The following is a 21,393-nucleotide window of genomic DNA, read 5'->3' on the forward strand; positions in this document are numbered from 1 at the left end:
TATATGTCAGAAAAATATCTTATTTTTGGTGCAACAGGTTCTGTAGGTTCTAGCTTAGCTGAACAATTAAAAAATTCAGGTAATGATATTCATCTAGTTGCAAGAAATGAAAGTGAAGTTAAAGCAATCGCAGAAAAATTGGGTTGCTCTTATACAGTTGCTGACGTTTTAGAGGATGGGTTTATAGAAAGAGTAAAATCAGATATTAATGATATCAAAGGTGTCGCTTACTGTGTGGGCTCTATTGATTTAAAACCATTAAGAATGGTTACAGAAGCTGATATGAATAAATGTATGAAACTAAACCTTTACTCAGCTATTGAGACTATAAAAGGATTTCAAGAAAGTTTAAAAAAGAATAAAGGCTCAGTAGTTTTATTTTCAACTGTTGCCGCTCAAAGAGGTTTTACTAATCACACAATTATTGCCTCTGCTAAAGCTGCTGTTGAAGGGTTAACTGTTACACTGGCTGCTGAGTTTGCTCCACATATTAGGGTAAATTGTATTGCACCAAGTTTATCAAAATCTAAAATCGCAGAGCCAATGTTAAAAAATCCTGCAATTGCAGAAGGAATTGCTAAAGCTCATCCTCTTAAAAGATTGGGTGAAGGAAAAGATTCTGCAGCGCTTGCTAAATTTTTAATTACTGAAGAGAGTTCTTGGATTACTGGACAGATAATAGCTGTTGATGGTGGTAGATCAAAACTTTCTTAAGGTGAAAAAATATTTTTTATTAATATTTTTTTTTCTTTTATTTGCTTCAAAAAGCTATTCCAACAATTATACATTCACTAAAATAATAGTATTAGATGAGCCTTGGGGATCTTCATTTATTAATAATAATGAAATCATTATTACTGAAAAAAGTGGAAAAATTAAAATTGTTAATGTTATTTCAAAAGAAGTTACAGAGATTAAACATAATCTTAATTTTCTAGAGGTTGGCCAAGGTGGATTATTAGATATTATTCACCAAGATAATACACTATGGATTTCTTATTCAGAAAATAGGGGGAATTCGAAAACAAGTACATCAATTGCAAAAGCACAATTAAATAAACAAGAATTAGATTTTAAGAATATTTTTCAAGCAAACCCTCCAATAGATTCTGGTTATCATTTTGGTTCAAGATTAGCGATTAAGGGTGATTATATTTATGCATCAGCTGGCGAACGAGGCCAAGGCATGATTGCTCAAGATCCCACAAAACATCCTGGTAGTATTATTAGAATTCACACTGATGGCAGTATTCCAAAAGATAATCCAAAATTTGAAGGTAAGAAAAAGTGGTTACCTGAAATCTATCAAATAGGTGTTCGTAATCCACAAGGTTTAACACTCTCTGATTATGATGGAAAAATATATTTAAGTAATCACGGGGCAAGAGGTGGCGATTGGTTTGGAGAAACTAAAAAAGGAGAAAATTATGGATGGAAAATTTTAGGCTGGGGTGGAAAAAATTACTCAGGGACAAAGATAGGTCCTAAATGGAAGCCAGGTTTTACTAAAGCGATTCAATATTGGGTACCTTCCATAGCTACTAGTGCTATTACAATTTATAAAGGAAATGAATTTAAAGAATGGAATGGGCATGCACTAGTTACTTCTTTAAAAGACAAATCTTTAAGGAAATTAATATTTAATGATCTAACTAATGTGAAAGAAGATCTTATATTTAAAAATAATGTTGGAAGAATAAGAGATATTCAAATTCATCCGTCAAATGGTAAAATATTTTTCTTAAGTGAAAATGCTTTATGGTTGATGGAGAAAAGTTAATCTTGATTAGAAATTAAATTTTATAGTTTTTTAAAGAGGACTCCCAAATATAATCGTAATGAATTTTAAATTTTTTAAATTTTTTTTTTACAGCTTTTTTAACACCCCAAGGTGTACCCAAAGTATAACCATCATAAAAATCATCTCCTGAAAATACAATATTTTCACTTCCAAGTTTCTTACAAATATCTATTGCTTGAAATGTTGTGTTATAATCATGCCCGATATCAATATAAGCAAAGTCAAGCTTTGATTTTAGCTTTTTTATTTTTAAAAAATCACCCTTAATAAAAGTTACATTTTTTTTACAACCAAGCAATTTTACTATTTTTTTTGAATTTTGGATTGATGGCTCTAAAATATTTGTATCTTGTTGCCATATTTTTTTATTACCTACTTTTCTAAATGGAGTTTTAAAATCAAATAAATCTATAGCGTAAATATGAAAATCTTTACCATTGTTTTTTTTTAAAGCTGAGCACATATATCCTAGGTCTCTACCTCTATAAACACCAAGTAGAGCTATGTTTTTAAATTTTTTTTTTCTTGAGAATACTTCTTGAAAAAAATTCCAATGCCTTTTATTTGACCAACCCTCACAAAGATAGTTGATCATTTTTTTTTCAAAAGAAAAAAATTTTATTTTATTATAAATATGCATAGCCATATTGAGAATGTAAAAATTATCTTAGTCACTAATTATATTATTTAATGGAGTAATCTCTCCAAGCTTAAATATTATAGCATCTTCTTTACTAAAACCATATTTTTCTACACTAACTTTAAATCTTACAGGTGACCTTTCTGGTTCTCTAAAAGTTCCATCTGATAAGTGATGATAAGGTTTTTTGTCCATAGTTATTAATTAGAAGAAATATCTTTTAAAATAATTTCCTGTAAAGTTTTACTAATAATAATTGTACCTTTTTCATTTGGATGCATTCCATCACTTAAATTTAAATCAGGTTTTAAAGCAACACCCTCTAGTAAAAAAGGTATCAATTGTAAATTATATTGCTTTGACAAATCTGGATAAATTTGATCAAAATTATTTTTATATTCAGTCCCATGGGAAGTTGGTGCAATCATGCCTGCCAAAATTACTTTAATATTATTGTCTTGTGCAGTTATTATTATTTTTTCTAAATTCTTTTTAGTCTCTTTGGGCTGAATGCCTCTGAGCATATCATTTGCACCAAGACCTAAAATTACTAAATCAATATTAGGCTCGGAAAGTGTCCATTCAATTCGGTTTACACCACCAGAAGAGGTGCTTCCAGAAACACTACCATTGACTACTTCAATTTTATAACCTTCGGATATTAATTTTTCTTGTAAAATTACCGATAAATGATGTTCGTTCTTTAAGCCGTACCCAGCCATCAAACTATCACCAAATAGCATAATTTTTTCTATTGCAGATACTTTTATAGTAACTAAACAGAATATAATTATTTTAATAATAAAACTTTTATTCATGACTACTCTTCTTAAATTAAAAAAGATTAATCTTAAATACCAAACTAACAAAGAAACCATAAAAGTTTTAAACAATATTGATTTAACAACGAAGAAAAAGGATACTATCTCTATTGTTGGTGAAAGTGGCTCAGGAAAAACTAGTTTAATTATGTTAATTGGAGGTTTAGAGAAAGCAACCTCAGGACAAATTTATTTCCAAGACCAAGATTTAACTACTCTTTCTGAGGATGAAGTTTCTGAAATAAGAAGAAAAAGTATTGGAATTGTATTTCAATCTTTTTATTTAATTCCAAATTATACAGCAGTTGAAAATGTAGCTTTAACCTTAGAGCTAAACAAGCTTAAAAACCCTGAACAACAAGCAAAAGAATTATTAGATCGATTTGGATTAAAGAAAAGGTTTAATAATCTACCAAGTCAATTGTCAGGTGGAGAACAACAAAGAGTAGCTATAGCAAGAGCAATAGCCATGAAACCTCAATTAATATTAGCTGATGAACCAACTGGTAATCTGGATAGTGAAAACTCAATAATGATATCAAATATATTATTTAAGTATGTCAAAGAAGAGGGTTCTTCTTTAATCATGGTAACTCACGATCCAAAGTTAGCCAATAAAGCAAAAAGAAAAATTAAAATTAAAGATGGAAAAATTGCTTAAAATTTCTGAATTTAATTTAATTTTAAAATATGCTTTTAGAGATCTTGTTAGAAACTATCGCAAAATTTTTAGTATTATCCTCACTTTATTTATCAGTCTTTTTATTTTAAGTGCGATTTTAACTATTGAAGATAGTTTAAAAAAAGAACTAGATGATAATGCTAAATCTTTATTAGGGGGAGATGTTGAAATTGATTATAATAGAGTGAAGGGAAATTTAGAATTAGTTGATAAAGTAAGAAAGTTTACAACAATTTCTGTAATGGTTGAATTTACAACCATGGTCTCATCAGTAAATGTTAATAATCAATCATTATTCACTCGAATTAAAACTGTTGATAAAAAATACCCACTATATGGAGAAGTTGTTCATGAGCCTGTTGGAGCAATGGATAGAATTCATCAAGAAAAAAATACCATTATTGTTAATGAAAATATCTTTAAAACTTTAAATCTCAAAGTGAATGAAAAAATTAAAGTCCAAAATAAGTTATTTACAGTAGTTGGAGTGATAAAATCACTACCTGATGTAAGTGGCTTTGTAGCATTTGGTGATTTTGCAATAACAAGTAAAGAAACTTTAGAACTATTAAAACTTAATAGTTTGGGTAGTTTTTTAAATTATGAATATAAGGTTAAATTTAATGAAGGAGACAACACAAAAGTAACTAGGAATAAAATTAAGGAAATATTTAAAGATGATCTTACAGTAAGACTACGTTATCCTGAAAATTCAGCTAGCGGTCTTAGAAGAATAATTGATAATTTTTCACAATTTTTATCTCTTGTATCTATTAGCGCTATGTTAATTGCTGGTATTGGTATCGCAAATACCCTGTTATCTTTTATTAATCAAAGCAATATGTCTATTGCAGTGAAGAAAGCTTTGGGGTTTTTTTCATTAAACATAAAAACAATATATTATCTGCAATTATTAATTTTACTTACTTTTGTAAGTGTTGCTTCATATGCTTTAAGTTTTTTATTGGTTCCTGTAGCTGATATATATTTATCTGAGGGTCTAGGATTAAATATTAAACCTTTATTTTCATTGACTAATTTTATTAAAATATTTCTTGTTGGCATGTTGGTGTTAATCATTTTTTCCATTCCAACCATTAATGCAATTGATCAAGTAAAAGCTTCTAACTTATTTAGAAATGTATTTCAAAATTTACAATTTTATTATTCAAAAAAGTCTATTTTTGTAAGTTTATTATTTTTATCAGCTTTAATGATGTTATTCATCATTGGCTCAGCAAGACCTTTATATAGTTTGTTTTATTTTATAGCTTTTTTTATTTGTTTAATTGTTTTTTTCTTACTTTCAAAATTTATTGTTTTTTTATTAAAAAGTTTAAAAAATATGTCTAATATTCCTCTTAAAATTTCAATTAAGAATATTACTCAAACAAAAGGCATTACTCCAATCACAATTATGTCTTTGGGTTTGGGCGTTACTTTATTATTAACACTAGCATTAGTTGGTACAAATTTTAAAAGAGAAATTGCAAAATCTATTCCTGAGATTGCACCTGATTATTTTTTTATTGGGATTCAGAACTCTGATCGAGATTTATTTGAGAGTGCAATTACTAAAATGGATTCTAGTGCAAAATTAGAAATAGTACCTTTGGTTGCGACAGGCATTGTTAAGATTAATGGAATAGATCCAAGAACTTATATTAAACAAGACAACAATAGTTATTGGGTAATTGGAAGTGATCGGCGTTCATCATGGGCCACTGAAGTTCCTGAAGACAATCCAATAACCAAAGGTGAATGGTGGGATTTATCAATACCTAACAAACTTCAAATTTCATTAGATAGTGAAGTTGCAAAAGATTTTAATATAAAGTTAGGAGATATTTTTACACTTAATATTTATGGAAGAGAGATTGAAGGAAAGATAGTTAATTTTAGAGCAGTTGATTATAGAGATTTATCTATAAATTTTGCTATGTTGTTCAATCCACAATTTGCAAACACTATTCCACACGAATATTTAGCAACAGCTAAATTTGAGGATCAAACAAAATTCAAAGAAACCAAACTACTAGAAATACTACCAAGTATTTCAATTATAAGAATTGCTGATTATCTTACAAAAGTAACTAATATATTAAATAAAGTTTTTATCGCTGTAATTTTGATTTCAGCAATTACAATTATTATAGGCTTAATTGTTATTTCTAGTGCAATTATTGTACAAGGTAAGATTAAAGAGTTTCAAAACTTAGTTTTTAAAATTTTAGGTTTTTCAAAAAAAGAAATTATTCTATCTTCTGTTATAGAATTTGTTTTAATATTTTTTTCAGTAATACTAATCGCAATATTTTTTGCTGTAATTGGCTCTTATTATGTTATTGAAAACATCTTTCAATTAGTTTGGCAATTGGATTTGCAAATATTATTTAACATTAGTGGAAGTATTGGTTTGATAACGTTAGCTTTAATTATGTTAACAAATTTAAAATATTTAAACCCAAAAGTTTATCCCCTGATTAGAAATCAATAAAAAATTAATCTTAATTTGATAAAATATCTTTTAAAGAATCTATTTCTGAGATCTTTTAAAACACTCAATAGTATTCTTTAACAAGCAAGCAATTGTCATTGGTCCTACTCCACCTGGAACAGGTGTCAAAGCACTTGCAACTTTTGAAACCTCATCAAATGCAACATCTCCAACAATACCTTTGTCAGTTTTATTTATTCCAACATCAATTACAATTGCATCTTTTTTAACCCAATCAGCTTTTACAAGCTCTGGAATACCGACTGCAGCAACAATAATGTCTGCTTCTAAACATTCTGCTTTTAAATCTTTTGTTCTTGAATGAGTAATTGTTATGGTACAATTTTCTTTTAAAAGCAACTGTGCCATTGGTTTACCATTTAGATTTGATCTACCAATCATAACAGCTTTTTTTCCACTCAAATTAGGCTCAATTTTTTTAATCATTAAATAACATCCTAAAGGTGTGCAAGGAACTGAACTTTCGTAACCTGATGAAAGATTTCCAACATTCATTGGGTGAAATCCATCAACATCCTTTCCAGGTAAGATAGTTTCAATAACTTTTTGTTTATCTATGTGTTTTGGTAATGGTAATTGAACTAAAATTCCTGAAATACTTTCATCTTTATTTAGCTCTTCAATTTTGTCTAATACTGTTTTTTCTTCCACAGTACCTGGATATCTAATTACTTCAGATTTTAACCCAACTTCATTCGCAGCTTTTTCTTTCATACGTACATAAATTTGACTAGGGGCCATATCTCCAATCAATATTACTGTAAGTCCTGGAATTTTATTATGTTTAACTTTTAGTTTTACAACCTCTTGTCTCAATTCTTCTCTAAGTTCAGCTGCTATTTTTTTTCCATCTATTAAAATCATATAATTTCCTTAAAAAATCATTGGTGCAATGTAAAGCTTCATACACATTTCTATAAACCAAATCAATAACAGTAATACTACCGGCGCAATATCCAGTGATCCTAAGTTAGGAAGAAATCGTCTTATCCTATGAAGCATCGGCTCAGTTAATCGATAAGTCATTTCTAGTATTGAATAAACAAACCTATTTTGAGTATTTATAATATTAAAGGAAACTAACCAGCTGATAACTACATTTGCAATCACCACATAAGAATAAAGCTTTAATATTTGAAGAGCTAAGTAAAAAATAGCTATCATTTTTTTTCAATATAAATTGACTGACTTGGGAAAGCAAAAGCTGCACTATTCCTTTCTACAATTTGTTTTATTTCAATTGCAAGTTTTTCTTTGACTTCTAGCCATGTAGCAAAACTATTAGAGGTAGTAAAACATCTAACTCTCATATCTATAGAGCTATCTGAAAACTTTTCAACTCTCACTGCAATCCCAACAGCTTTATCAAAATCATCACTTTTTTTGATATGTTCTTCAATTTCATTTCTTATTTTTTTTAGTTGATCAACTGTAGTGTCATATTGAAGAGTTATTGCCCAGTCTATTCTCCAGTTAGTAGTTTCACTAATATTTATAACTGCATTCTCAGCAAATTGAAAATTAGGAATTATAGCTAAAGATTTATCAAACTTTCTTAAAACAGTTGACCTAAAACCGATTTTTTCAACGATACCTTCAATGATACCTTCTACTAAAATCCAGTCTCCAATCTTAAATCTTTTTTCTACTAATACTAAAATTCCTGAAATTAAATTTTTAAATAAATCTTGAGCACCTAAAGCGACAGCGACACCAAATAAACCAAGTCCAGCAATAATTGGTCCTATCTTTATTCCCCAAAGTTCAAGAACAGCAGCTAAACCTAAAATAAAAATTAAAATTTTTAAAGATTTAATAATCCAACCAATTAACTCACGAGTTAACATTTTATCTAACCCACTTAAAATATAAGAAATTGGTTCAACAATTTGATGTATTAACCAGAAAATTAAAATAGTGATCAGTGTTCTGTTAATTGTATCAACTACAGCTCTAGCATCTTCACCAAAAGACATATAGTAGCTTGCAATAAAAAATCCCAAAACGATTGGTAAAAATCTAGCAGGTCCCACCATTGCATGAACAAAAGTGTCATCTAATTTATTTGTAGTTCTCTTTGCGATGGCTTCTAGTCTTTTAATAATAACTTTACTTATTATTCCTCTAAAAACTAAGAAAATAAAAAATATTCCTATACCAATAAGTATTTGAAAAATATCAACTCCACGAATTCCATTAGACCAAACAGAAATAAACAGGTCGCTAAAATTATTAAATATGTCCATAATTAAATTTTATATAGCAAAAATTCTTCTTCTCCAGGGTTAAAAAGGAAAATTTTTTTCCACTTAATTTCGTTAAGAGTTGCGGAGGTTTTTTCGCCAATGCACATTAAATTTGTATTCATCCATAGGGTTTCTAGCTGATAATTCTTAATTATTTTTAAAAAGTTAATGGCACTATTTTGTGAGTAAATGTAAGTAATTTCTGGCATTTTTAATTTTAATTTTTCAATAAAGTCTTCATCATACTTTTCAATTGAGTTGGCTCTATAGTTAATTACCCGCTCTATAGTGTAACCATTTGAAATTAGATCTTGATCTAAATTACTAGAGATGACTTCCCCACTAACATAAAGTAGTTTTCCTTCGGAAGAGTTAAAATTTAGTAAAATCAATTCCTTTAAATTATTTACATTACCATCAGCAGCAAAGACACTTTGAAAGCCAACACTTCTAGCTTTCTTTTCGGTAGCACTTCCAACACAAAAACATGCAATTTTTTTATCAATACTTTTTATATCTAAAAATTTAACAGCATTAGCACTTGTAAGAATAATCCCTCCAAACTCTGAATAATTTGGAGCTTCATATTTTAAACCTTCAATATCGATTAAAGGTAAATGAGATATTTCATGACCAAGTGATTGAAATTTTAAAATCATTTCATGACAATCTTCTAATGGTCTTGTGAACAAAATATGCATATTATTTTTTATAAGAATTATTAGATATCTTTTTGAGAGTTTTTCCCATCTCTATTCCCAATTCATTAGCTTTATCTACATTTTCAGATGATTTTAAGTAGAACCTTTTGCTACCATCTAATGAAAAAAGCTCTGCTTCAAGATTAATTTTATCACCATCAATACTGGCGAATACTCCTACTGCCGTTTCACAATCTCCTTCTAAAACCTTTAAAACATTCCTTTCAGCTTTTATAGAGCTATGAGTTGATTGGTGATTGATTTTTTTTAATAATTTAATTAAATCTTCATCATTATTTCTGCATTGTAAAGCAATAACTCCCTGCCCCGCACAAGGTATTATTTCATTTGTAGAAAAAGTTTGAGATATATTTTGATTTAAACCTAGGGAATCAATTCCTGCATAAGATAAAATAATTGCGTCATATAAATTCTCATTAAGTTTTTTTATTCTTGTATCAACATTTCCTCTTATTAATTTACACTCAAGATCTTTTCTTATTTTTTTTATTTGAAACTCTCTTCTAAATGAAGAAGTCCCAACGATTGCATTTGGAGCTAAATCTTTTAAATTTTTATTATCTGTACTAATTAAAATTTCTCTAGGGTCATTTCTTTCCAAAAAACAATTTGTTAATAATCCTTCGGTTTCTGCAGAGGGCATGTCTTTTAGTGCATGAACGGCTATGTCTATTTTATTATTTAATAATTCTACTTCAATAGTTTTTGAAAAAAGACCCTTGCCTCCCACTTCAGACAATCTTTTATCTTGAACTTGATCTCCTTTAGTTATAATTTTTTCAATAGTTACTTCTTCAATTCCAAAATCTTTTGCATATGTTAGAATTTTTTCCCTAGCTTTTTCAGCATAGATCAGGGCTAATTTACTTCCTCTTGAGCCTATAATAATTTTTTTATTTTTCATTTATTTGCTTTATACTTCATATTTATATTGAGATTGTATTATTAATAAAAACTAATTTAATGAATAAAAAGCCCATAATACTAGGAATTGAATCAAGTTGTGATGAAACAGCTGCTTCTATCATAACTGAAAATGAGCAAGGCATCCCAACAATTTTATCAAATATTGTTTCGAGCCAGGTTGATGTTCATAAAGAATTTGGGGGGGTTGTTCCTGAACTTGCTGCAAGATCACATATAGAAAAAATAGACTCAATCACAAAAAAAGCTATTGATGATAGTGGAATAAAAATAGAAAACATAGATGCTATAGCATCAACTGCTGGACCTGGTCTTATAGTTTGTTTATCAGTTGGTTTAAGTTTTGGAAAAGCAATGGCTTCTTCACTTAACAAACCTTTCATTGCTGTTAATCATTTAGAAGGTCATGCATTAAGTCCTAAACTAAATTCTGAATTAAACTACCCCTACCTGCTACTTTTAATTTCTGGAGGACACACTCAATTTTTAAGTGTTCAAGGTTTAGGAAATTACAAAAGATTAGGAACAACTATTGATGATGCTGTGGGTGAAGCTTTTGATAAAACAGCTAAATTATTAGGTATAGAGTTTCCTGGAGGACCCCAAATAGAAGTATATGCAAAAAAAGGTGATCCTGAGAAATATGAATTGCCCAAGCCTATTTTTCATAGGGGTGGGTGCAATTTATCTTTTGCAGGGTTAAAAACTGCTGTTTTAAAAATTTCAAAGCAAATTAAAACAAATCAAGAAAAATATGATTTAGCAGCATCTTTTCAAAGAACTATTGAAGAAATATTATATAAGAAAAGTAAAATTGCTTTTGAAGAATTTAAAAAAATGAATCAAATAAGTAAAAATAAATTTGTAGTTGCAGGTGGTGTTGCTGCAAATAAAAGAATTAGAGAGGTATTAACTAACCTTTGTGAGGAAGAAAACTTTGAGGCAATCTTCCCTCCAATTAACCTGTGTGGAGATAATGCTGCAATGATTGCAATGGTTGGATTAGAAAAATTTAAATTAAAACAGTTTAGTGGATTAGATAGTCCTGCAAAACCTAGATGGCCTTTAGATGAAGATGCTGCTTTTTTAAAAGGTGCTGGAGTAAGATTGTAATGAAATACTGGTTAATGAAATCAGAGCCTGATGTTTGGTCAATTGACCAACAAAAAAAGGCTGGAGCAAAAGGTGCTCCATGGGATGGAGTAAGAAATTACCAAGCAGCTAAAAATTTAAAAGAAATGAAAAAAGGAGATCTTTGTTTTTTTTATCACTCAAACATAGGAAAGGAGATTGTTGGTGTAGTTGAGATTATTAAAGAAGCTTTTATAGATAAAACTGATAAAAATGCTCGTTTTGTAGCAGTTCAGGTAAAATTTAAGGAGAAGCTAAAAAAGACCGTAACACTTGAAGAAGTTAAAAAAAATAAGAATCTTAGTCATTTACCACTCATTAAACAGAGTAGATTGTCTGTCATGCCAATTGACTCTAAAAGCTGGAAAATTTTAAATAAGATGAGTAATATTTAGATATAAAAATTTCATGCCAAAACAAAAAAAAATAAAACCTATTAAAAAAAAGATTCCTAAAAAATCTAAAGCCAAAAAAAAAGTTTTAAAAAAAATAGAAGAGAAAGAATTAGTTTTTAAAACTAAACCTGAATGGGTAAAAAGTGCTTTAGTAAATAAATCAAAATATCAGAAAAAATATTCAGACTCAATTAAGAATAATGATGGGTTTTGGAAAACAGAAGGAAAAAGGATAACTTGGATCAAGCCATACAAAAAGATTAAAAATGTTAAATACAGTAAAAAAGAAGTTAGAATTAAATGGTATGAGGATGGAACATTAAATGCTTCGGCCAACTGTATAGATCGTCATCTTAAAGATAAAAAAGATAAAACTGCTATTATTTGGGTTGGTGATGATCCAAAAGATACAAAAAAGATTTCATATAAACAGTTACATCGAGAAGTCTCTAAAGCAGCAAATGGTTTAAAAAAACTAGGTATTAAAAAAGGTGATAGGGTTACAATTTATTTAACCATGATTCCTGAGCTTGCAATTACTATGCTTGCATGTGCAAGAATTGGAGCTGTTCACTCAATTATTTTTGGTGGGTTCTCAGCTGACTCTATTACTACTCGAATAAACGACTGTGAATCTGAATTTATAATTACTGCAGATGAAGGTGTTAGAGCTGGTAAAAAAATTCCTTTAAAAGAAATTACAGATGAAGCTTTAAAAAAATGTCCAAATGTTAAAAAATGTATTGTTGTAAAAAGAACAGGAAGTAAGATTGACTGGATTAAAGGCAGAGATATTTGGTATAACGATTTAATTAAAGATGTATCAAGCAAGTGCGAGCCTGAAGAAATGAATGCTGAAGACCCTTTATTTATTCTTTATACTTCTGGATCTACTGGAAAACCCAAAGGAGTTTTGCATACAACGGGAGGTTATATGGTGTATGCCTCTATGACCCATCAGTATGTTTTTAATTATAAACCTAAAGATATATATTGGTGCACAGCTGACATTGGTTGGGTAACAGGTCACAGTTACATAATTTATGGACCTCTTGCTAATGGAGCAACAACAATAATGTTTGAAGGCGTTCCAACTTACCCTGATAGTTCAAGGTGGTGGCAGATAATTGATAAATATAAAGTTAATATTTTTTATACAGCACCAACTGCTATTAGAGCTTTAATGAGAGAGGGAGATAAACCTGTTAAAAAAACTTCAAGAAAATCCCTAAAATTATTAGGAACTGTAGGAGAACCTATCAATCCAGAAGCTTGGATGTGGTACTATAAAACAGTTGGCAACTCTAAATGCCCTATAGTTGATACTTGGTGGCAAACTGAGACTGGTGGAATTTTAATTAGTCCACAAACTGGGGCTATGAATTTAAAACCTGGGTCTGCAACTAAGCCGTTTTATGGAATTAAACCTTCCATAGTTGATAAAAATGGAAAAGAAATAAAAGGTTCTGGTGAAGGAAGATTGTGTATTTCACAATCTTGGCCTGGGCAAATGAGAACTGTTTATGGTGACCACCAAAGATTTATTGATACTTATTTTTCTCAATTTGATGGGAAGTATTTTACTGGTGATGGAGCTAGAAGAGACAAGGATGGGTACTACTGGATTACAGGGCGTGTTGATGATGTAATTATAGTATCTGGTCACAATTTGGGAACTGCTGAAATAGAAAGTGCTTTCGTTGCTCATCCAAAAGTTGCTGAAGCTGCAGTTGTTGGATACCCTCATGATATCAAGGGTAATGGTTTATACTGTTACGTTACTTTAAATTTGGGAGAAAAATCAGATTTAGATCTTGAAAGAGATCTTAAGCTTTGGGTTAGAAAACAGATTGGTCCTCTTGCTACACCAGACATTATTCATTTTTCACCTGGGCTTCCTAAAACAAGATCTGGAAAAATTATGAGAAGAATTTTAAGAAAAATTGCTGCTAATGAACACAGTCAACTAGGTGATACGACAACCTTAGCTGACCCAAGTGTTGTACAAAGTTTAGTAGATAATAGAAAAAATATTTAAATCTTAATTAATTTCGCAAACTCATCTTTAATGTTGTCCCATTTCAAAATCATAGAGTTTAAAACTATTTTTCTATCTAAAGTTTTTAGCTCTTCGGCTACTGGTGCCCATTTATATAAGGTTAGTGCGCTTTCATTAAATGGCCAAGATTTATAATATGTATTCCAATCAATTTTTTTTAATCGTTCTATAAATTTTTCTTTTGCTAATACAATAATCTCTTCGGGCATTCCATTTTTAGTTTCCTTGGTCAAAATTTCATCATAAATTTCATTAGCTTTATCCATGTCCTGATAATTATGAAAAACATTCAGGTATGACAGGCTATAAAAAGTAAGATCTTGAAGTGATATTGCATAAATGTTCCATTTTGCTTTGTTTATAGATGCTAAAAATATTTCATCATCAAAGTGTAACACCCACTTTGTTCCCATTCTTGTTTTCAAGTAATTATATAAAGTGACCTGTGATACCCAGGCTGATTTGGTTTGAATAAAGAGTGTAAGGTCTTCTATATTATTGATTTTTTTCTTTGGAAGAATTTCTTTAAATAGGGCAAACAAATAAACTCTAAAATCTTCAAGTTTTATATCTTTTAATTTAAGTTTATATTTAAGCACTTTTTATCTACTCCTAATCTTTATATAATACAAAAATGGTGCTAATAGCAGTGTTTTTTAGGGTTTAATTCTAGCTCATTATGGGTATGGTTTTGTTTTTAACCTATAGGGAGAGTAAAAATGTCAAACAAAGCAAAACACTGGGAAAAAACTAGGGGGCTATTGTTTATAACTTTAGCAATCTGGTTTGTATTCTCGATTGGCATCTTTTTTTTCGGAACTGAAATGGAAGCATCTAGCTTCAGACCTTTTGGTTATCCGCTGTCATATTATATGACATGTCAGGGTTCATTATTAGCATTTGTAATTTTGAATTTCTGGTTTGCGGGTAGACAAGAGAAGATAGATGAAGAGTTTGGTTTCACTGAAAGAGAGGATAGCTAATGATAAAAGGTAAATTTATAGACAATCTACCAAAAGTTTATGGAATCTATACAGGTGGTTTTATAGGATTCATAATATTGATGGCGATTGCTGAACAAATGGGGATGTCTGCAAAAGCAATAGGAATTTCTTTTGTTGTATTCACCATTGCTATCTATGCGATAATCGGTTGGTTATCACGTACACTTCAGATGGACGCATACTACGTAGCAGGGAGACAAGTACCTACTGTATTTAACGGAATGGCTACTGCAGCAGACTGGATGTCTGGTGCATCATTCGTTGCGATGGCAGGTGGTATTTATTTCAAAGGCTATGGCTATATGGCGTTGCTAGTTGGATGGACAGGTGGTTATATACTTGTATCAACTTTATTAGCACCCTACTTAAGAAAATTTGGCTGTTACACAGTTCCAGATTTTGTTGGTACAAGATATGGTGGTAATGCAGCAAGACTTTCTGCGGTACTAGTATTAACAGTAGCTTCATTCACATATGTGACTGCACAAATCAATGCAACAGGAACTATTGCTTCAGTAGCTTTAGATATTCCTTTTGAAATTGCTGTGTATGTTGGGTTAGCAAGTATATTGATGTGTTCAATGCTTGGTGGAATGAGAGCGGTTACATGGACGCAAGTTGCGCAATATATAGTTTTAATTATTGCTTACTTACTTCCTGTGTTCTGGATCAGTAGTAAAATGGGTGCTGGATTCTTCCCACATTTAATGTTGGGAGATGAGGTGGCTAGAATTGCTGAACTAGAAGGTCAGTTTGGGTTTGTTAAAAACTCTGCTGCCGACTTAGCTACAGTACCAAAAGGTTTAGCTGGAATAACTAAAGCACACTCATCAGTTAATGGAACAAACTGGGGATTCATTTCTCTAGCAATTTGTATGATGGCAGGAACAGCTTCTTTGCCTCACGTTATGATGAGATACTTTACTACTCCAAGTGTAAAATCAGCTAGAAGATCTGTAGCATGGTCGCTACTTTTCATCTTCATTTTATACTCAACTGCGCCAATGTTAGCTACATTATCAAAACTATCACTGATTGATCCAACACTTTCAACAGGGATTATTGGTAAATCAATAGCTGAGGTTCAAGCGATAGATTGGTATCAAAACTGGAACCAAGCTAACCTGATGTTTGTTAGCGACTTTAACGGAAATGGAACTCTTGAATTAAATGAGTTTTTCATGGGTGGTAAAGCCGTTGTGTTAGCTACTCCGGAAATTGCTGGATTACCTTATGTAATCTCAGGTCTTGTTGCTGCTGGGGGTATGGCTGCTGCCATGTCTACTGCTGATGGTTTGATCTTAGCAATCGCAAATGCTTTATCTCATGACTTGTACTACAAGATCATTGATCCAAAAGCAGAAGCTGCGAAGAGATTAATTGTTGCAAGGGTATTACTTGTAATAATTGGTTTTGCTGGAGCAACTATTGCCGCAATGGGTATCCAAGGTATCTTAGGTTCAGTAATATGGGCTTTTGACTTTGCGATGTCAGGATTGTTCTTCCCACTTGTACTAGGTGTATGGTGGAAAAGAGCGAATGGTCCTGGTGCTGTTGCAGGAATGCTATTAGGATTAGGAACTGGTATGGCGTACTTAGTTTGGGTACGTAATGGTGGATCTGGATTCTGGGGTATTACTCAGCTTACATTCGGTATCGTTGGAGCATTGGTTAGTTTAGTTTCTATGGTAGTTGTTAGTTTACTAACAAAAGCGCCAGACAGAGCTACTCAAGATATGATTGACGAACTTCGTATTCCAAGCGGTAAAACGATTCTTGGAAAACAACACTAATTAAATTTAGTATTAAGGGGCGATTTATTTCGCCCCTTAATAAAGTTTTAAACAAAATTCCTTTTTATATTTATGCCAGAAATTCATCCTTTTATTCTTACAATTGATTATATTTTAGGTGTTGTAATGTGGACTTTAATTGGAAAAGTTGCGATGAACCTTTTTCAAAAAGAAAATTCAGAATTTTTTTTTATGAAAGTGTTTGTAAAAGTAACAAACCCTTTAATACGTTTGTTTAGACCAATTACGCCCTCATTTATTATAGAGCCTCTTATTCCACTTTATGTGGCTTGGTTTTTTTATATGATCAGATTTTATTTAATGCCTTATCTATTGGGATATTCTGTCATGGGAATGCTGTCTTTTCCTTTAGAAAGTGAAATTGCTGCAGAAATTTATCGTATTTTTGGTAAATAATTAATTCAAATTAAAAATAAAATTGATACTACTGAAGTAGTAATCAATGAAAAAAATACAAATATCACCGTCAATTTTATCTGCTGACTTTAGTCAGCTTGGAAATGAAATTAAGAGACTAGAAGAAGGTGGTGCTGATATGATTCATGTGGACGTGATGGATGGTCATTTTGTTCCAAACTTAACTATGGGTCCTCCAATTATTAAGGCTTTAAGACAATATACAACACTACCATTCGATGTTCATTTAATGATTTCTCCTGTTCATAAATATATTCAAGATTATGCTGACGCTGGAGCAGATATTATTACGATACATCCAGAGGCAACAGAAAATTTAAAAAACTCTATTCATCTTATTAAAAGTTTAAATAAAAAAGTTGGGGTATCTTTAAATCCTGAGACTAAAATTAACTTAATAACCGATCTATTAAACGAAATAGATTTAGTTTTAATTATGAGTGTAAATCCTGGATTTGGGGGACAAAAATTTATGCCTAAAGTGCTAGAAAAGATTAAAGAGTTAAAAAAAATAAAAGATCAAAAAAATTTAGATTTAGATATTGAGATTGATGGAGGAATTAATTTTGATAATAACAAGCTAGCTATTGAAGCTGGTGCCAATATTTTAGTTTCCGGGACTACTATATTCAAAAATAACAATGGAAATATAAAAAAAAATATAGAACTTTTAAAATCAAGTTAAAATAATGATTTTTAATAATTTATTAAATTTTATTAATAATACATATATATTTTCAAAGAAAAAAATTTATTATCTATATTTAGAATCAAATATTTATAATAAAAAGATCACACCTTCTATTATTAGTTCTTTGGACTATCGTCCAAGTCCAAACTTGCTAAACTCGCTCATAAAATATGATAAAAAAAAAATTAACATAGAAAATTATTCTTTAAATAAAATATGGGATAATAAAAAATTAAAGGAAAAAGATTATAAGAGTTTAAATAGTTTTTTTTGGTTATTTGGTTTGGATTTAAGATCTTCAAAAACGGATACTCAAAATATAATTTTACAGTGGATAAATAAAAATCATAGATACAACTCTAAAAGCTGGGAAGTTGATATAATGGCTAAAAGGATAATTGCTTGGACTTCTAACTCTAGACTTACATATGAAGATGGTAGCAATGACTACAAGAATAAATTCAATACAATCATAAAAAAACAAATTAATCATTTAATTAATGAAATAGAAGGATCAGAGTGGGCTGACGATAAAATAATAGGGTGCGCAGCTATCATTTTAACTGGCATATCCTATAAAGATAAAAATCATTATTTAAAAACAGGATTAAACTTATTGAGAAAACTTGTAAAATTTTCTTTTGATAACGATGGTTTTCCAAAATCAAGGAACATTCGACAATTATGTTTTTACTTAAAGTATTTTATTCTTATTCGAGAATGGTTAAAAGAATCTCAAGGTGAGATACCTGATTTTATTAATGAAAATATATATTATTTGGGTCAAGGGTATGCATTCACCTGGCAAAATAATAAAAAAGATTTTTTATTCAATGGTAATCACGAAATAAATAATATTAATTTTGATCATTATTTAAAAAAGCTTGGGTATAATTTTAAAAATCATGGAAATGAATTGGGAGGATATGCAATTCTTAATAACAAAAAAAATTCACTCATCATGGATGTTGGCTCAAGTCCAGATAAAAAATTTTCTTCAAACTATCAAGCAGGTGCACTATCATTTGAAATAATATCAAATGGGAAAAAGTTAATTTGTAATTCTGGATATTTTCAAAACCATAATCATCAATTAAATGAGATATCAAAATCAAGTGCAATACATAGTACACTAATTTTGGATGACAGCTCTTCCTGTAAATTTAATAAAACTAAAAATAAAAGTTCTGAAATTTCTCATGGATTAAGAATATTAAAAAAACATATTGTTTTTGAGAAAAATTATTGGAAAATTAATGCTGCACATGATGGTTATTTAAAACAGTATGGAATCATTTTTGATAGAGAAATTGAATTTTATCCTGAACAGATAAAATTTGTTGGTAACGATAAGATAGTTTCTAAAAATGATATTAAAAACTTAAAATTTGAAATTAGATTTCATCTAGTACCTGGTATTAAAATAATGAAAACTCAAGACAATAAATCAATACTTATAGATCTTGATGGCGAAGGTTGGAAATTTAATTCTAATAACAATATGAATATTGATAATGGTCTATACTTTGGTAAAAAAGATTCCTTTGTTGATAATCAAAATATAGTAATTTCTGGAATGACTAATGATGAAAACCAGACTATAAAGTGGGAAATTACAAAACTATAATGAAGAAAATTAAAAAAGCTCTAATTTCAGTTTCAGATAAAAAAAAATTAAAAAATCTTTTAAAAGTTTTAACTAAGTATAAGATTGAATTAATAAGTTCAGGAGGAACTTATAGAGAAATAAAAAAACTTAAATTTAGATGTTTGGAAGTTTCTGAGTATACGGACTCTCCTGAAATACTCGGTGGTAGAGTTAAAACGCTACACCCAAAAATACATGCTGGAATATTAAGTAAAAGAAGTAACAAATCTCATAGAAGGGACTTAAGAAATAATAAATTTGAAGAAATAGACCTTGTTGTTGTTAACTTCTACCCTTTTGAAAAAACTCTAGAACAAACTAATAATCATTTAAAGATCATAGAAAATATTGATGTTGGTGGCCCAACAATGGTTAGGGCTGCAGCAAAAAACTATAATGATGTCACTGTTATAACTTCTTCAGATCAATACAGTGAACTAATTGATGAGATAGAAAAAAACAATGGGTCTACATCTATTGAGTTCAGAGAAAAGATGTCTTTAGAGGCTTTTTCTGAAACAGCATATTACGATGCTGTAATCTCAAATTACTTTAATAAAATTAAAAATAATAATTTTCCTAAGAAGAAAATTATCTATGGAAATTTAATTGAAAAATTAAGGTACGGTGAAAACCCTCATCAGCATGCTGCAGTTTACTCAAAAGCACAAAGTTTAAATATTAAGCAAATTCACGGAAAACAGCTAAGTTATAACAACTATAATGATATTTTTTCTGCCTTAACTATTTCTAAATCTTTACCAAAAAATTTAGGAACAGTTATTGTAAAGCATGCTAACCCATGTGGAGTTTCTATTAATAAAAATAAACTTAAAAGCTATCAATTAGCACTAGCTTGTGACCCTGTAAGTGCTTTTGGAGGAATAGTTTCCTGCAATTATAAAATAAAAAAAACTCTAGCAATCGAACTAAATAATATTTTCTTAGAGGTTATTATTGCAAATGGCTTTGATCCTGCTGCACTAAAAATTTTGAATAAGAAAAAAAATTTACGTCTTATAGATTCAACAAACTTTACAATAAAAAATTTAATAAGATTTAACTCGACTAATGAATCCTTTTTAACTCAATCTGAAGATACAGAAAATTTTAATATTGAAAATTTTAAAATAGTTTCTAAAAAGAAACCTAATAAGTCCCAATTAAAGGATTTAATTTTTGCATTTAATATTTGTAGATACGTTAAATCCAATGCAATTGTTTTAGCCAATCAAGAAACAACTGTGGGTATTGGATCTGGGCAACCTAGTAGACTTGATAGCTGTCAAATTGCGATAGATAAAATGAAAAAATTTCAAAATTTAGATGATGAAATTGTAGCAGCTTCAGATGCATTTTTTCCATTTATTGATGGAATAGAAATGTTAGTGCAATCAGGAGTTACAGCTGTAATACAGCCCTCTGGATCAATTAGAGACAAGGAAATAATAAAATTTGCAAATCAGACTGGAACTATTCTTGTTTTTTCAAAAACAAGACATTTTAGACATTAAAAAATATGATCAATTTTGGCTGCTAGAATAAAATCATTTTCAGATAATCCCTCTATTGCATGTGTGGTAATTATAATTTTAGCATATCCCCATCCAAAAGAAATATCTGGATGATGACCTTCTGTTTCTGAGATTTTTCCAACTTTATTGATAAAGTCCTGGCTATTGATAAAATTTTTAAAAGTAAATTCTTTTTCTAGGAAATATATTTCTTTCTCATTTTTCTTTACATTCCATCCGTCTACTTTTTTTTGGTATTTATGTATTTCACTTATATCAAAAGGTATGATTCCTCCCTCACAAGGTACACATTTTTTATTTAACAGATTGGTCATTTTTTTATATTTTTAATTAAAAGTTTTTTCA

General features: G+C 29.7%; 23 protein-coding genes. 13 read left to right on the forward strand and 10 right to left on the reverse strand.

Annotated elements, in window-relative coordinates; translation table 11 throughout:
* The first annotated feature begins 3 nt into the window (after positions 1 to 3).
* Entirely contained in the window at positions 4 to 714 is a 711-nt protein-coding gene (locus AC5YGA_RS06420; RefSeq protein WP_415308295.1) for an SDR family NAD(P)-dependent oxidoreductase, read from the forward strand.
* Positions 689 to 1,780, forward strand: coding sequence for a PQQ-dependent sugar dehydrogenase (locus AC5YGA_RS06425; RefSeq protein ID WP_415308296.1), 1,092 nt, complete (start codon positions 689 to 691; stop codon positions 1,778 to 1,780). Before AC5YGA_RS06420 ends, AC5YGA_RS06425 begins: the two co-directional genes overlap by 26 nt.
* Before the next feature lie 13 nt (positions 1,781 to 1,793).
* Here the strand turns inward: AC5YGA_RS06425 and AC5YGA_RS06430 are convergent, their stop codons facing one another.
* Genes AC5YGA_RS06430 through AC5YGA_RS06440 form a run of 3 tightly spaced genes read right to left on the reverse strand, consistent with a single transcriptional unit; the run spans position 1,794 to position 3,259 of the window.
* Positions 1,794 to 2,447 carry a class I SAM-dependent methyltransferase gene (locus AC5YGA_RS06430; protein WP_496169990.1) on the reverse strand — a complete coding sequence of 218 codons (654 nt, stop codon included), beginning with the start codon at positions 2,445 to 2,447 and terminating at the stop codon, positions 1,794 to 1,796.
* A gap of 21 nt (positions 2,448 to 2,468) precedes the next feature.
* Positions 2,469 to 2,636, reverse strand: coding sequence for a hypothetical protein (locus tag AC5YGA_RS06435; protein WP_415308298.1), 168 nt, complete (start codon positions 2,634 to 2,636; stop codon positions 2,469 to 2,471).
* 5 nt (positions 2,637 to 2,641) lie between these two features.
* Positions 2,642 to 3,259 carry an arylesterase gene (locus AC5YGA_RS06440; protein WP_415308299.1) on the reverse strand — a complete coding sequence of 206 codons (618 nt, stop codon included), beginning with the start codon at positions 3,257 to 3,259 and terminating at the stop codon, positions 2,642 to 2,644.
* Between AC5YGA_RS06440 and AC5YGA_RS06445 the strand changes: the two genes are divergently transcribed.
* Positions 3,258 to 3,923 carry an ABC transporter ATP-binding protein gene (locus AC5YGA_RS06445; RefSeq protein ID WP_415308300.1) on the forward strand — a complete coding sequence of 222 codons (666 nt, stop codon included), beginning with the start codon at positions 3,258 to 3,260 and terminating at the stop codon, positions 3,921 to 3,923. The two genes, AC5YGA_RS06440 and AC5YGA_RS06445, sit on opposite strands and share 2 nt — an antisense overlap.
* On the forward strand, positions 3,907 to 6,441 hold the full coding sequence (locus tag AC5YGA_RS06450; RefSeq protein ID WP_415308301.1) for an ABC transporter permease: 2,535 nt from the start codon (positions 3,907 to 3,909) through the stop codon (positions 6,439 to 6,441). Before AC5YGA_RS06445 ends, AC5YGA_RS06450 begins: the two co-directional genes overlap by 17 nt.
* A 39-nt stretch (positions 6,442 to 6,480) precedes the next feature.
* Here AC5YGA_RS06450 and AC5YGA_RS06455 read toward each other — a convergent pair whose 3' ends face one another.
* Genes AC5YGA_RS06455 through hemC form a run of 5 tightly spaced genes read right to left on the reverse strand, consistent with a single transcriptional unit; the run spans position 6,481 to position 10,334 of the window.
* On the reverse strand, positions 6,481 to 7,326 hold the full coding sequence (locus AC5YGA_RS06455) for a bifunctional 5,10-methylenetetrahydrofolate dehydrogenase/5,10-methenyltetrahydrofolate cyclohydrolase (RefSeq protein ID WP_415308302.1): 846 nt from the start codon (positions 7,324 to 7,326) through the stop codon (positions 6,481 to 6,483).
* A 9-nt stretch (positions 7,327 to 7,335) separates the two neighbouring features.
* Positions 7,336 to 7,626: a YggT family protein gene (locus AC5YGA_RS06460; protein ID WP_415308303.1), complete on the reverse strand. Its 291-nt coding sequence runs from the start codon at positions 7,624 to 7,626 to the stop codon at positions 7,336 to 7,338.
* Complete coding sequence (locus tag AC5YGA_RS06465; RefSeq protein ID WP_415308304.1) at positions 7,623 to 8,708, reverse strand: mechanosensitive ion channel family protein; 1,086 nt, start codon at positions 8,706 to 8,708, stop codon at positions 7,623 to 7,625. Before AC5YGA_RS06465 ends, AC5YGA_RS06460 begins: the two co-directional genes overlap by 4 nt.
* Before the next feature lie 2 nt (positions 8,709 to 8,710).
* Positions 8,711 to 9,409, reverse strand: coding sequence for a uroporphyrinogen-III synthase (locus AC5YGA_RS06470; RefSeq protein WP_415308305.1), 699 nt, complete (start codon positions 9,407 to 9,409; stop codon positions 8,711 to 8,713).
* Between the two features lies 1 nt (position 9,410).
* A complete protein-coding gene (gene hemC / locus AC5YGA_RS06475) occupies positions 9,411 to 10,334 on the reverse strand; it encodes a hydroxymethylbilane synthase (protein WP_415308306.1) in 924 nt (307 codons plus the stop codon).
* 59 nt (positions 10,335 to 10,393) lie between these two features.
* Here hemC and tsaD point away from each other — a divergent pair, with 59 nt between their 5' ends.
* From tsaD to acs, 3 genes are read left to right on the forward strand one after another with little or no spacing between them, the layout of a single operon-like run.
* Entirely contained in the window at positions 10,394 to 11,467 is a 1,074-nt protein-coding gene (gene tsaD / locus AC5YGA_RS06480; RefSeq protein WP_415308307.1) for a tRNA (adenosine(37)-N6)-threonylcarbamoyltransferase complex transferase subunit TsaD, read from the forward strand.
* Complete coding sequence (locus AC5YGA_RS06485; protein ID WP_415308308.1) at positions 11,467 to 11,880, forward strand: EVE domain-containing protein; 414 nt, start codon at positions 11,467 to 11,469, stop codon at positions 11,878 to 11,880. The genes tsaD and AC5YGA_RS06485 overlap by 1 nt, the downstream gene beginning before the upstream one ends.
* Positions 11,881 to 11,893: 13 nt before the next feature.
* The gene (gene acs / locus AC5YGA_RS06490) at positions 11,894 to 13,918 is read left to right on the forward strand and encodes an acetate--CoA ligase (RefSeq protein ID WP_415308309.1); all 2,025 of its coding nucleotides are present in this window, start codon (positions 11,894 to 11,896) and stop codon (positions 13,916 to 13,918) included.
* Here acs and AC5YGA_RS06495 read toward each other — a convergent pair.
* Positions 13,915 to 14,538, reverse strand: coding sequence for an esterase (locus AC5YGA_RS06495; protein ID WP_415308310.1), 624 nt, complete (start codon positions 14,536 to 14,538; stop codon positions 13,915 to 13,917). The genes acs and AC5YGA_RS06495 overlap by 4 nt on opposite strands.
* 120 nt (positions 14,539 to 14,658) lie before the next feature.
* Between AC5YGA_RS06495 and AC5YGA_RS06500 the strand changes: the two genes are divergently transcribed.
* The 6 genes from AC5YGA_RS06500 (at position 14,659) to purH (ending at position 21,027) form a co-directional block, all read left to right on the forward strand.
* On the forward strand, positions 14,659 to 14,922 hold the full coding sequence (locus tag AC5YGA_RS06500; protein ID WP_415290496.1) for a DUF4212 domain-containing protein: 264 nt from the start codon (positions 14,659 to 14,661) through the stop codon (positions 14,920 to 14,922).
* On the forward strand, positions 14,922 to 16,736 hold the full coding sequence (locus tag AC5YGA_RS06505; protein WP_415308311.1) for a sodium:solute symporter family protein: 1,815 nt from the start codon (positions 14,922 to 14,924) through the stop codon (positions 16,734 to 16,736). Before AC5YGA_RS06500 ends, AC5YGA_RS06505 begins: the two co-directional genes overlap by 1 nt.
* A gap of 72 nt (positions 16,737 to 16,808) precedes the next feature.
* Complete coding sequence (locus AC5YGA_RS06510; RefSeq protein WP_415308312.1) at positions 16,809 to 17,153, forward strand: hypothetical protein; 345 nt, start codon at positions 16,809 to 16,811, stop codon at positions 17,151 to 17,153.
* Between the two features lie 46 nt (positions 17,154 to 17,199).
* Positions 17,200 to 17,859 (forward strand): ribulose-phosphate 3-epimerase, encoded by a 660-nt coding sequence (gene rpe, locus AC5YGA_RS06515; RefSeq protein WP_415308313.1) that lies wholly within the window; start codon positions 17,200 to 17,202, stop codon positions 17,857 to 17,859.
* 4 nt (positions 17,860 to 17,863) lie between these two features.
* A complete protein-coding gene (locus AC5YGA_RS06520; protein WP_415308314.1) occupies positions 17,864 to 19,492 on the forward strand; it encodes a heparinase II/III family protein in 1,629 nt (542 codons plus the stop codon).
* Positions 19,492 to 21,027, forward strand: coding sequence for a bifunctional phosphoribosylaminoimidazolecarboxamide formyltransferase/IMP cyclohydrolase (gene purH, locus AC5YGA_RS06525; RefSeq protein ID WP_415308315.1), 1,536 nt, complete (start codon positions 19,492 to 19,494; stop codon positions 21,025 to 21,027). The genes AC5YGA_RS06520 and purH overlap by 1 nt, the downstream gene beginning before the upstream one ends.
* On the opposite strand, the gene AC5YGA_RS06530 is transcribed toward purH, so the two are convergent.
* A complete protein-coding gene (locus AC5YGA_RS06530) occupies positions 21,024 to 21,362 on the reverse strand; it encodes a 4a-hydroxytetrahydrobiopterin dehydratase (protein WP_415308316.1) in 339 nt (112 codons plus the stop codon). The two genes, purH and AC5YGA_RS06530, sit on opposite strands and share 4 nt — an antisense overlap.
* Positions 21,363 to 21,393: the final 31 nt, after the last annotated feature.

The sequence above is a fragment of the Candidatus Pelagibacter sp. uisw_091 genome (assembly GCF_059512525.1).

What these genes read in the sequence shown, in the direction of transcription:
- AC5YGA_RS06505 (WP_415308311.1), top strand. Translation starts at nt 14,922, where the DNA reads ATGATAAAAGGTAAATTTATAGACAATCTACCAAAAGTTTATGGAATC.
- AC5YGA_RS06530 (WP_415308316.1), bottom strand. Translation starts at nt 21,362, where the DNA reads ATGACCAATCTGTTAAATAAAAAATGTGTACCTTGTGAGGGAGGAATC.
- AC5YGA_RS06460 (WP_415308303.1), bottom strand. Translation starts at nt 7,626, where the DNA reads ATGATAGCTATTTTTTACTTAGCTCTTCAAATATTAAAGCTTTATTCT.
- tsaD (WP_415308307.1), top strand. Translation starts at nt 10,394, where the DNA reads ATGAATAAAAAGCCCATAATACTAGGAATTGAATCAAGTTGTGATGAA.
- AC5YGA_RS06520 (WP_415308314.1), top strand. Translation starts at nt 17,864, where the DNA reads ATGATTTTTAATAATTTATTAAATTTTATTAATAATACATATATATTT.
- AC5YGA_RS06470 (WP_415308305.1), bottom strand. Translation starts at nt 9,409, where the DNA reads ATGCATATTTTGTTCACAAGACCATTAGAAGATTGTCATGAAATGATT.
- AC5YGA_RS06435 (WP_415308298.1), bottom strand. Translation starts at nt 2,636, where the DNA reads ATGGACAAAAAACCTTATCATCACTTATCAGATGGAACTTTTAGAGAA.
- AC5YGA_RS06445 (WP_415308300.1), top strand. Translation starts at nt 3,258, where the DNA reads ATGACTACTCTTCTTAAATTAAAAAAGATTAATCTTAAATACCAAACT.
- AC5YGA_RS06440 (WP_415308299.1), bottom strand. Translation starts at nt 3,259, where the DNA reads ATGAATAAAAGTTTTATTATTAAAATAATTATATTCTGTTTAGTTACT.
- rpe (WP_415308313.1), top strand. Translation starts at nt 17,200, where the DNA reads ATGAAAAAAATACAAATATCACCGTCAATTTTATCTGCTGACTTTAGT.
- acs (WP_415308309.1), top strand. Translation starts at nt 11,894, where the DNA reads ATGCCAAAACAAAAAAAAATAAAACCTATTAAAAAAAAGATTCCTAAA.
- AC5YGA_RS06425 (WP_415308296.1), top strand. Translation starts at nt 689, where the DNA reads ATGGTGGTAGATCAAAACTTTCTTAAGGTGAAAAAATATTTTTTATTA.
- AC5YGA_RS06450 (WP_415308301.1), top strand. Translation starts at nt 3,907, where the DNA reads ATGGAAAAATTGCTTAAAATTTCTGAATTTAATTTAATTTTAAAATAT.
- AC5YGA_RS06500 (WP_415290496.1), top strand. Translation starts at nt 14,659, where the DNA reads ATGTCAAACAAAGCAAAACACTGGGAAAAAACTAGGGGGCTATTGTTT.
- AC5YGA_RS06430 (WP_496169990.1), bottom strand. Translation starts at nt 2,447, where the DNA reads ATGGCTATGCATATTTATAATAAAATAAAATTTTTTTCTTTTGAAAAA.
- AC5YGA_RS06465 (WP_415308304.1), bottom strand. Translation starts at nt 8,708, where the DNA reads ATGGACATATTTAATAATTTTAGCGACCTGTTTATTTCTGTTTGGTCT.
- AC5YGA_RS06455 (WP_415308302.1), bottom strand. Translation starts at nt 7,326, where the DNA reads ATGATTTTAATAGATGGAAAAAAAATAGCAGCTGAACTTAGAGAAGAA.
- AC5YGA_RS06510 (WP_415308312.1), top strand. Translation starts at nt 16,809, where the DNA reads ATGCCAGAAATTCATCCTTTTATTCTTACAATTGATTATATTTTAGGT.
- purH (WP_415308315.1), top strand. Translation starts at nt 19,492, where the DNA reads ATGAAGAAAATTAAAAAAGCTCTAATTTCAGTTTCAGATAAAAAAAAA.
- hemC (WP_415308306.1), bottom strand. Translation starts at nt 10,334, where the DNA reads ATGAAAAATAAAAAAATTATTATAGGCTCAAGAGGAAGTAAATTAGCC.
- AC5YGA_RS06485 (WP_415308308.1), top strand. Translation starts at nt 11,467, where the DNA reads ATGAAATACTGGTTAATGAAATCAGAGCCTGATGTTTGGTCAATTGAC.
- AC5YGA_RS06420 (WP_415308295.1), top strand. Translation starts at nt 4, where the DNA reads ATGTCAGAAAAATATCTTATTTTTGGTGCAACAGGTTCTGTAGGTTCT.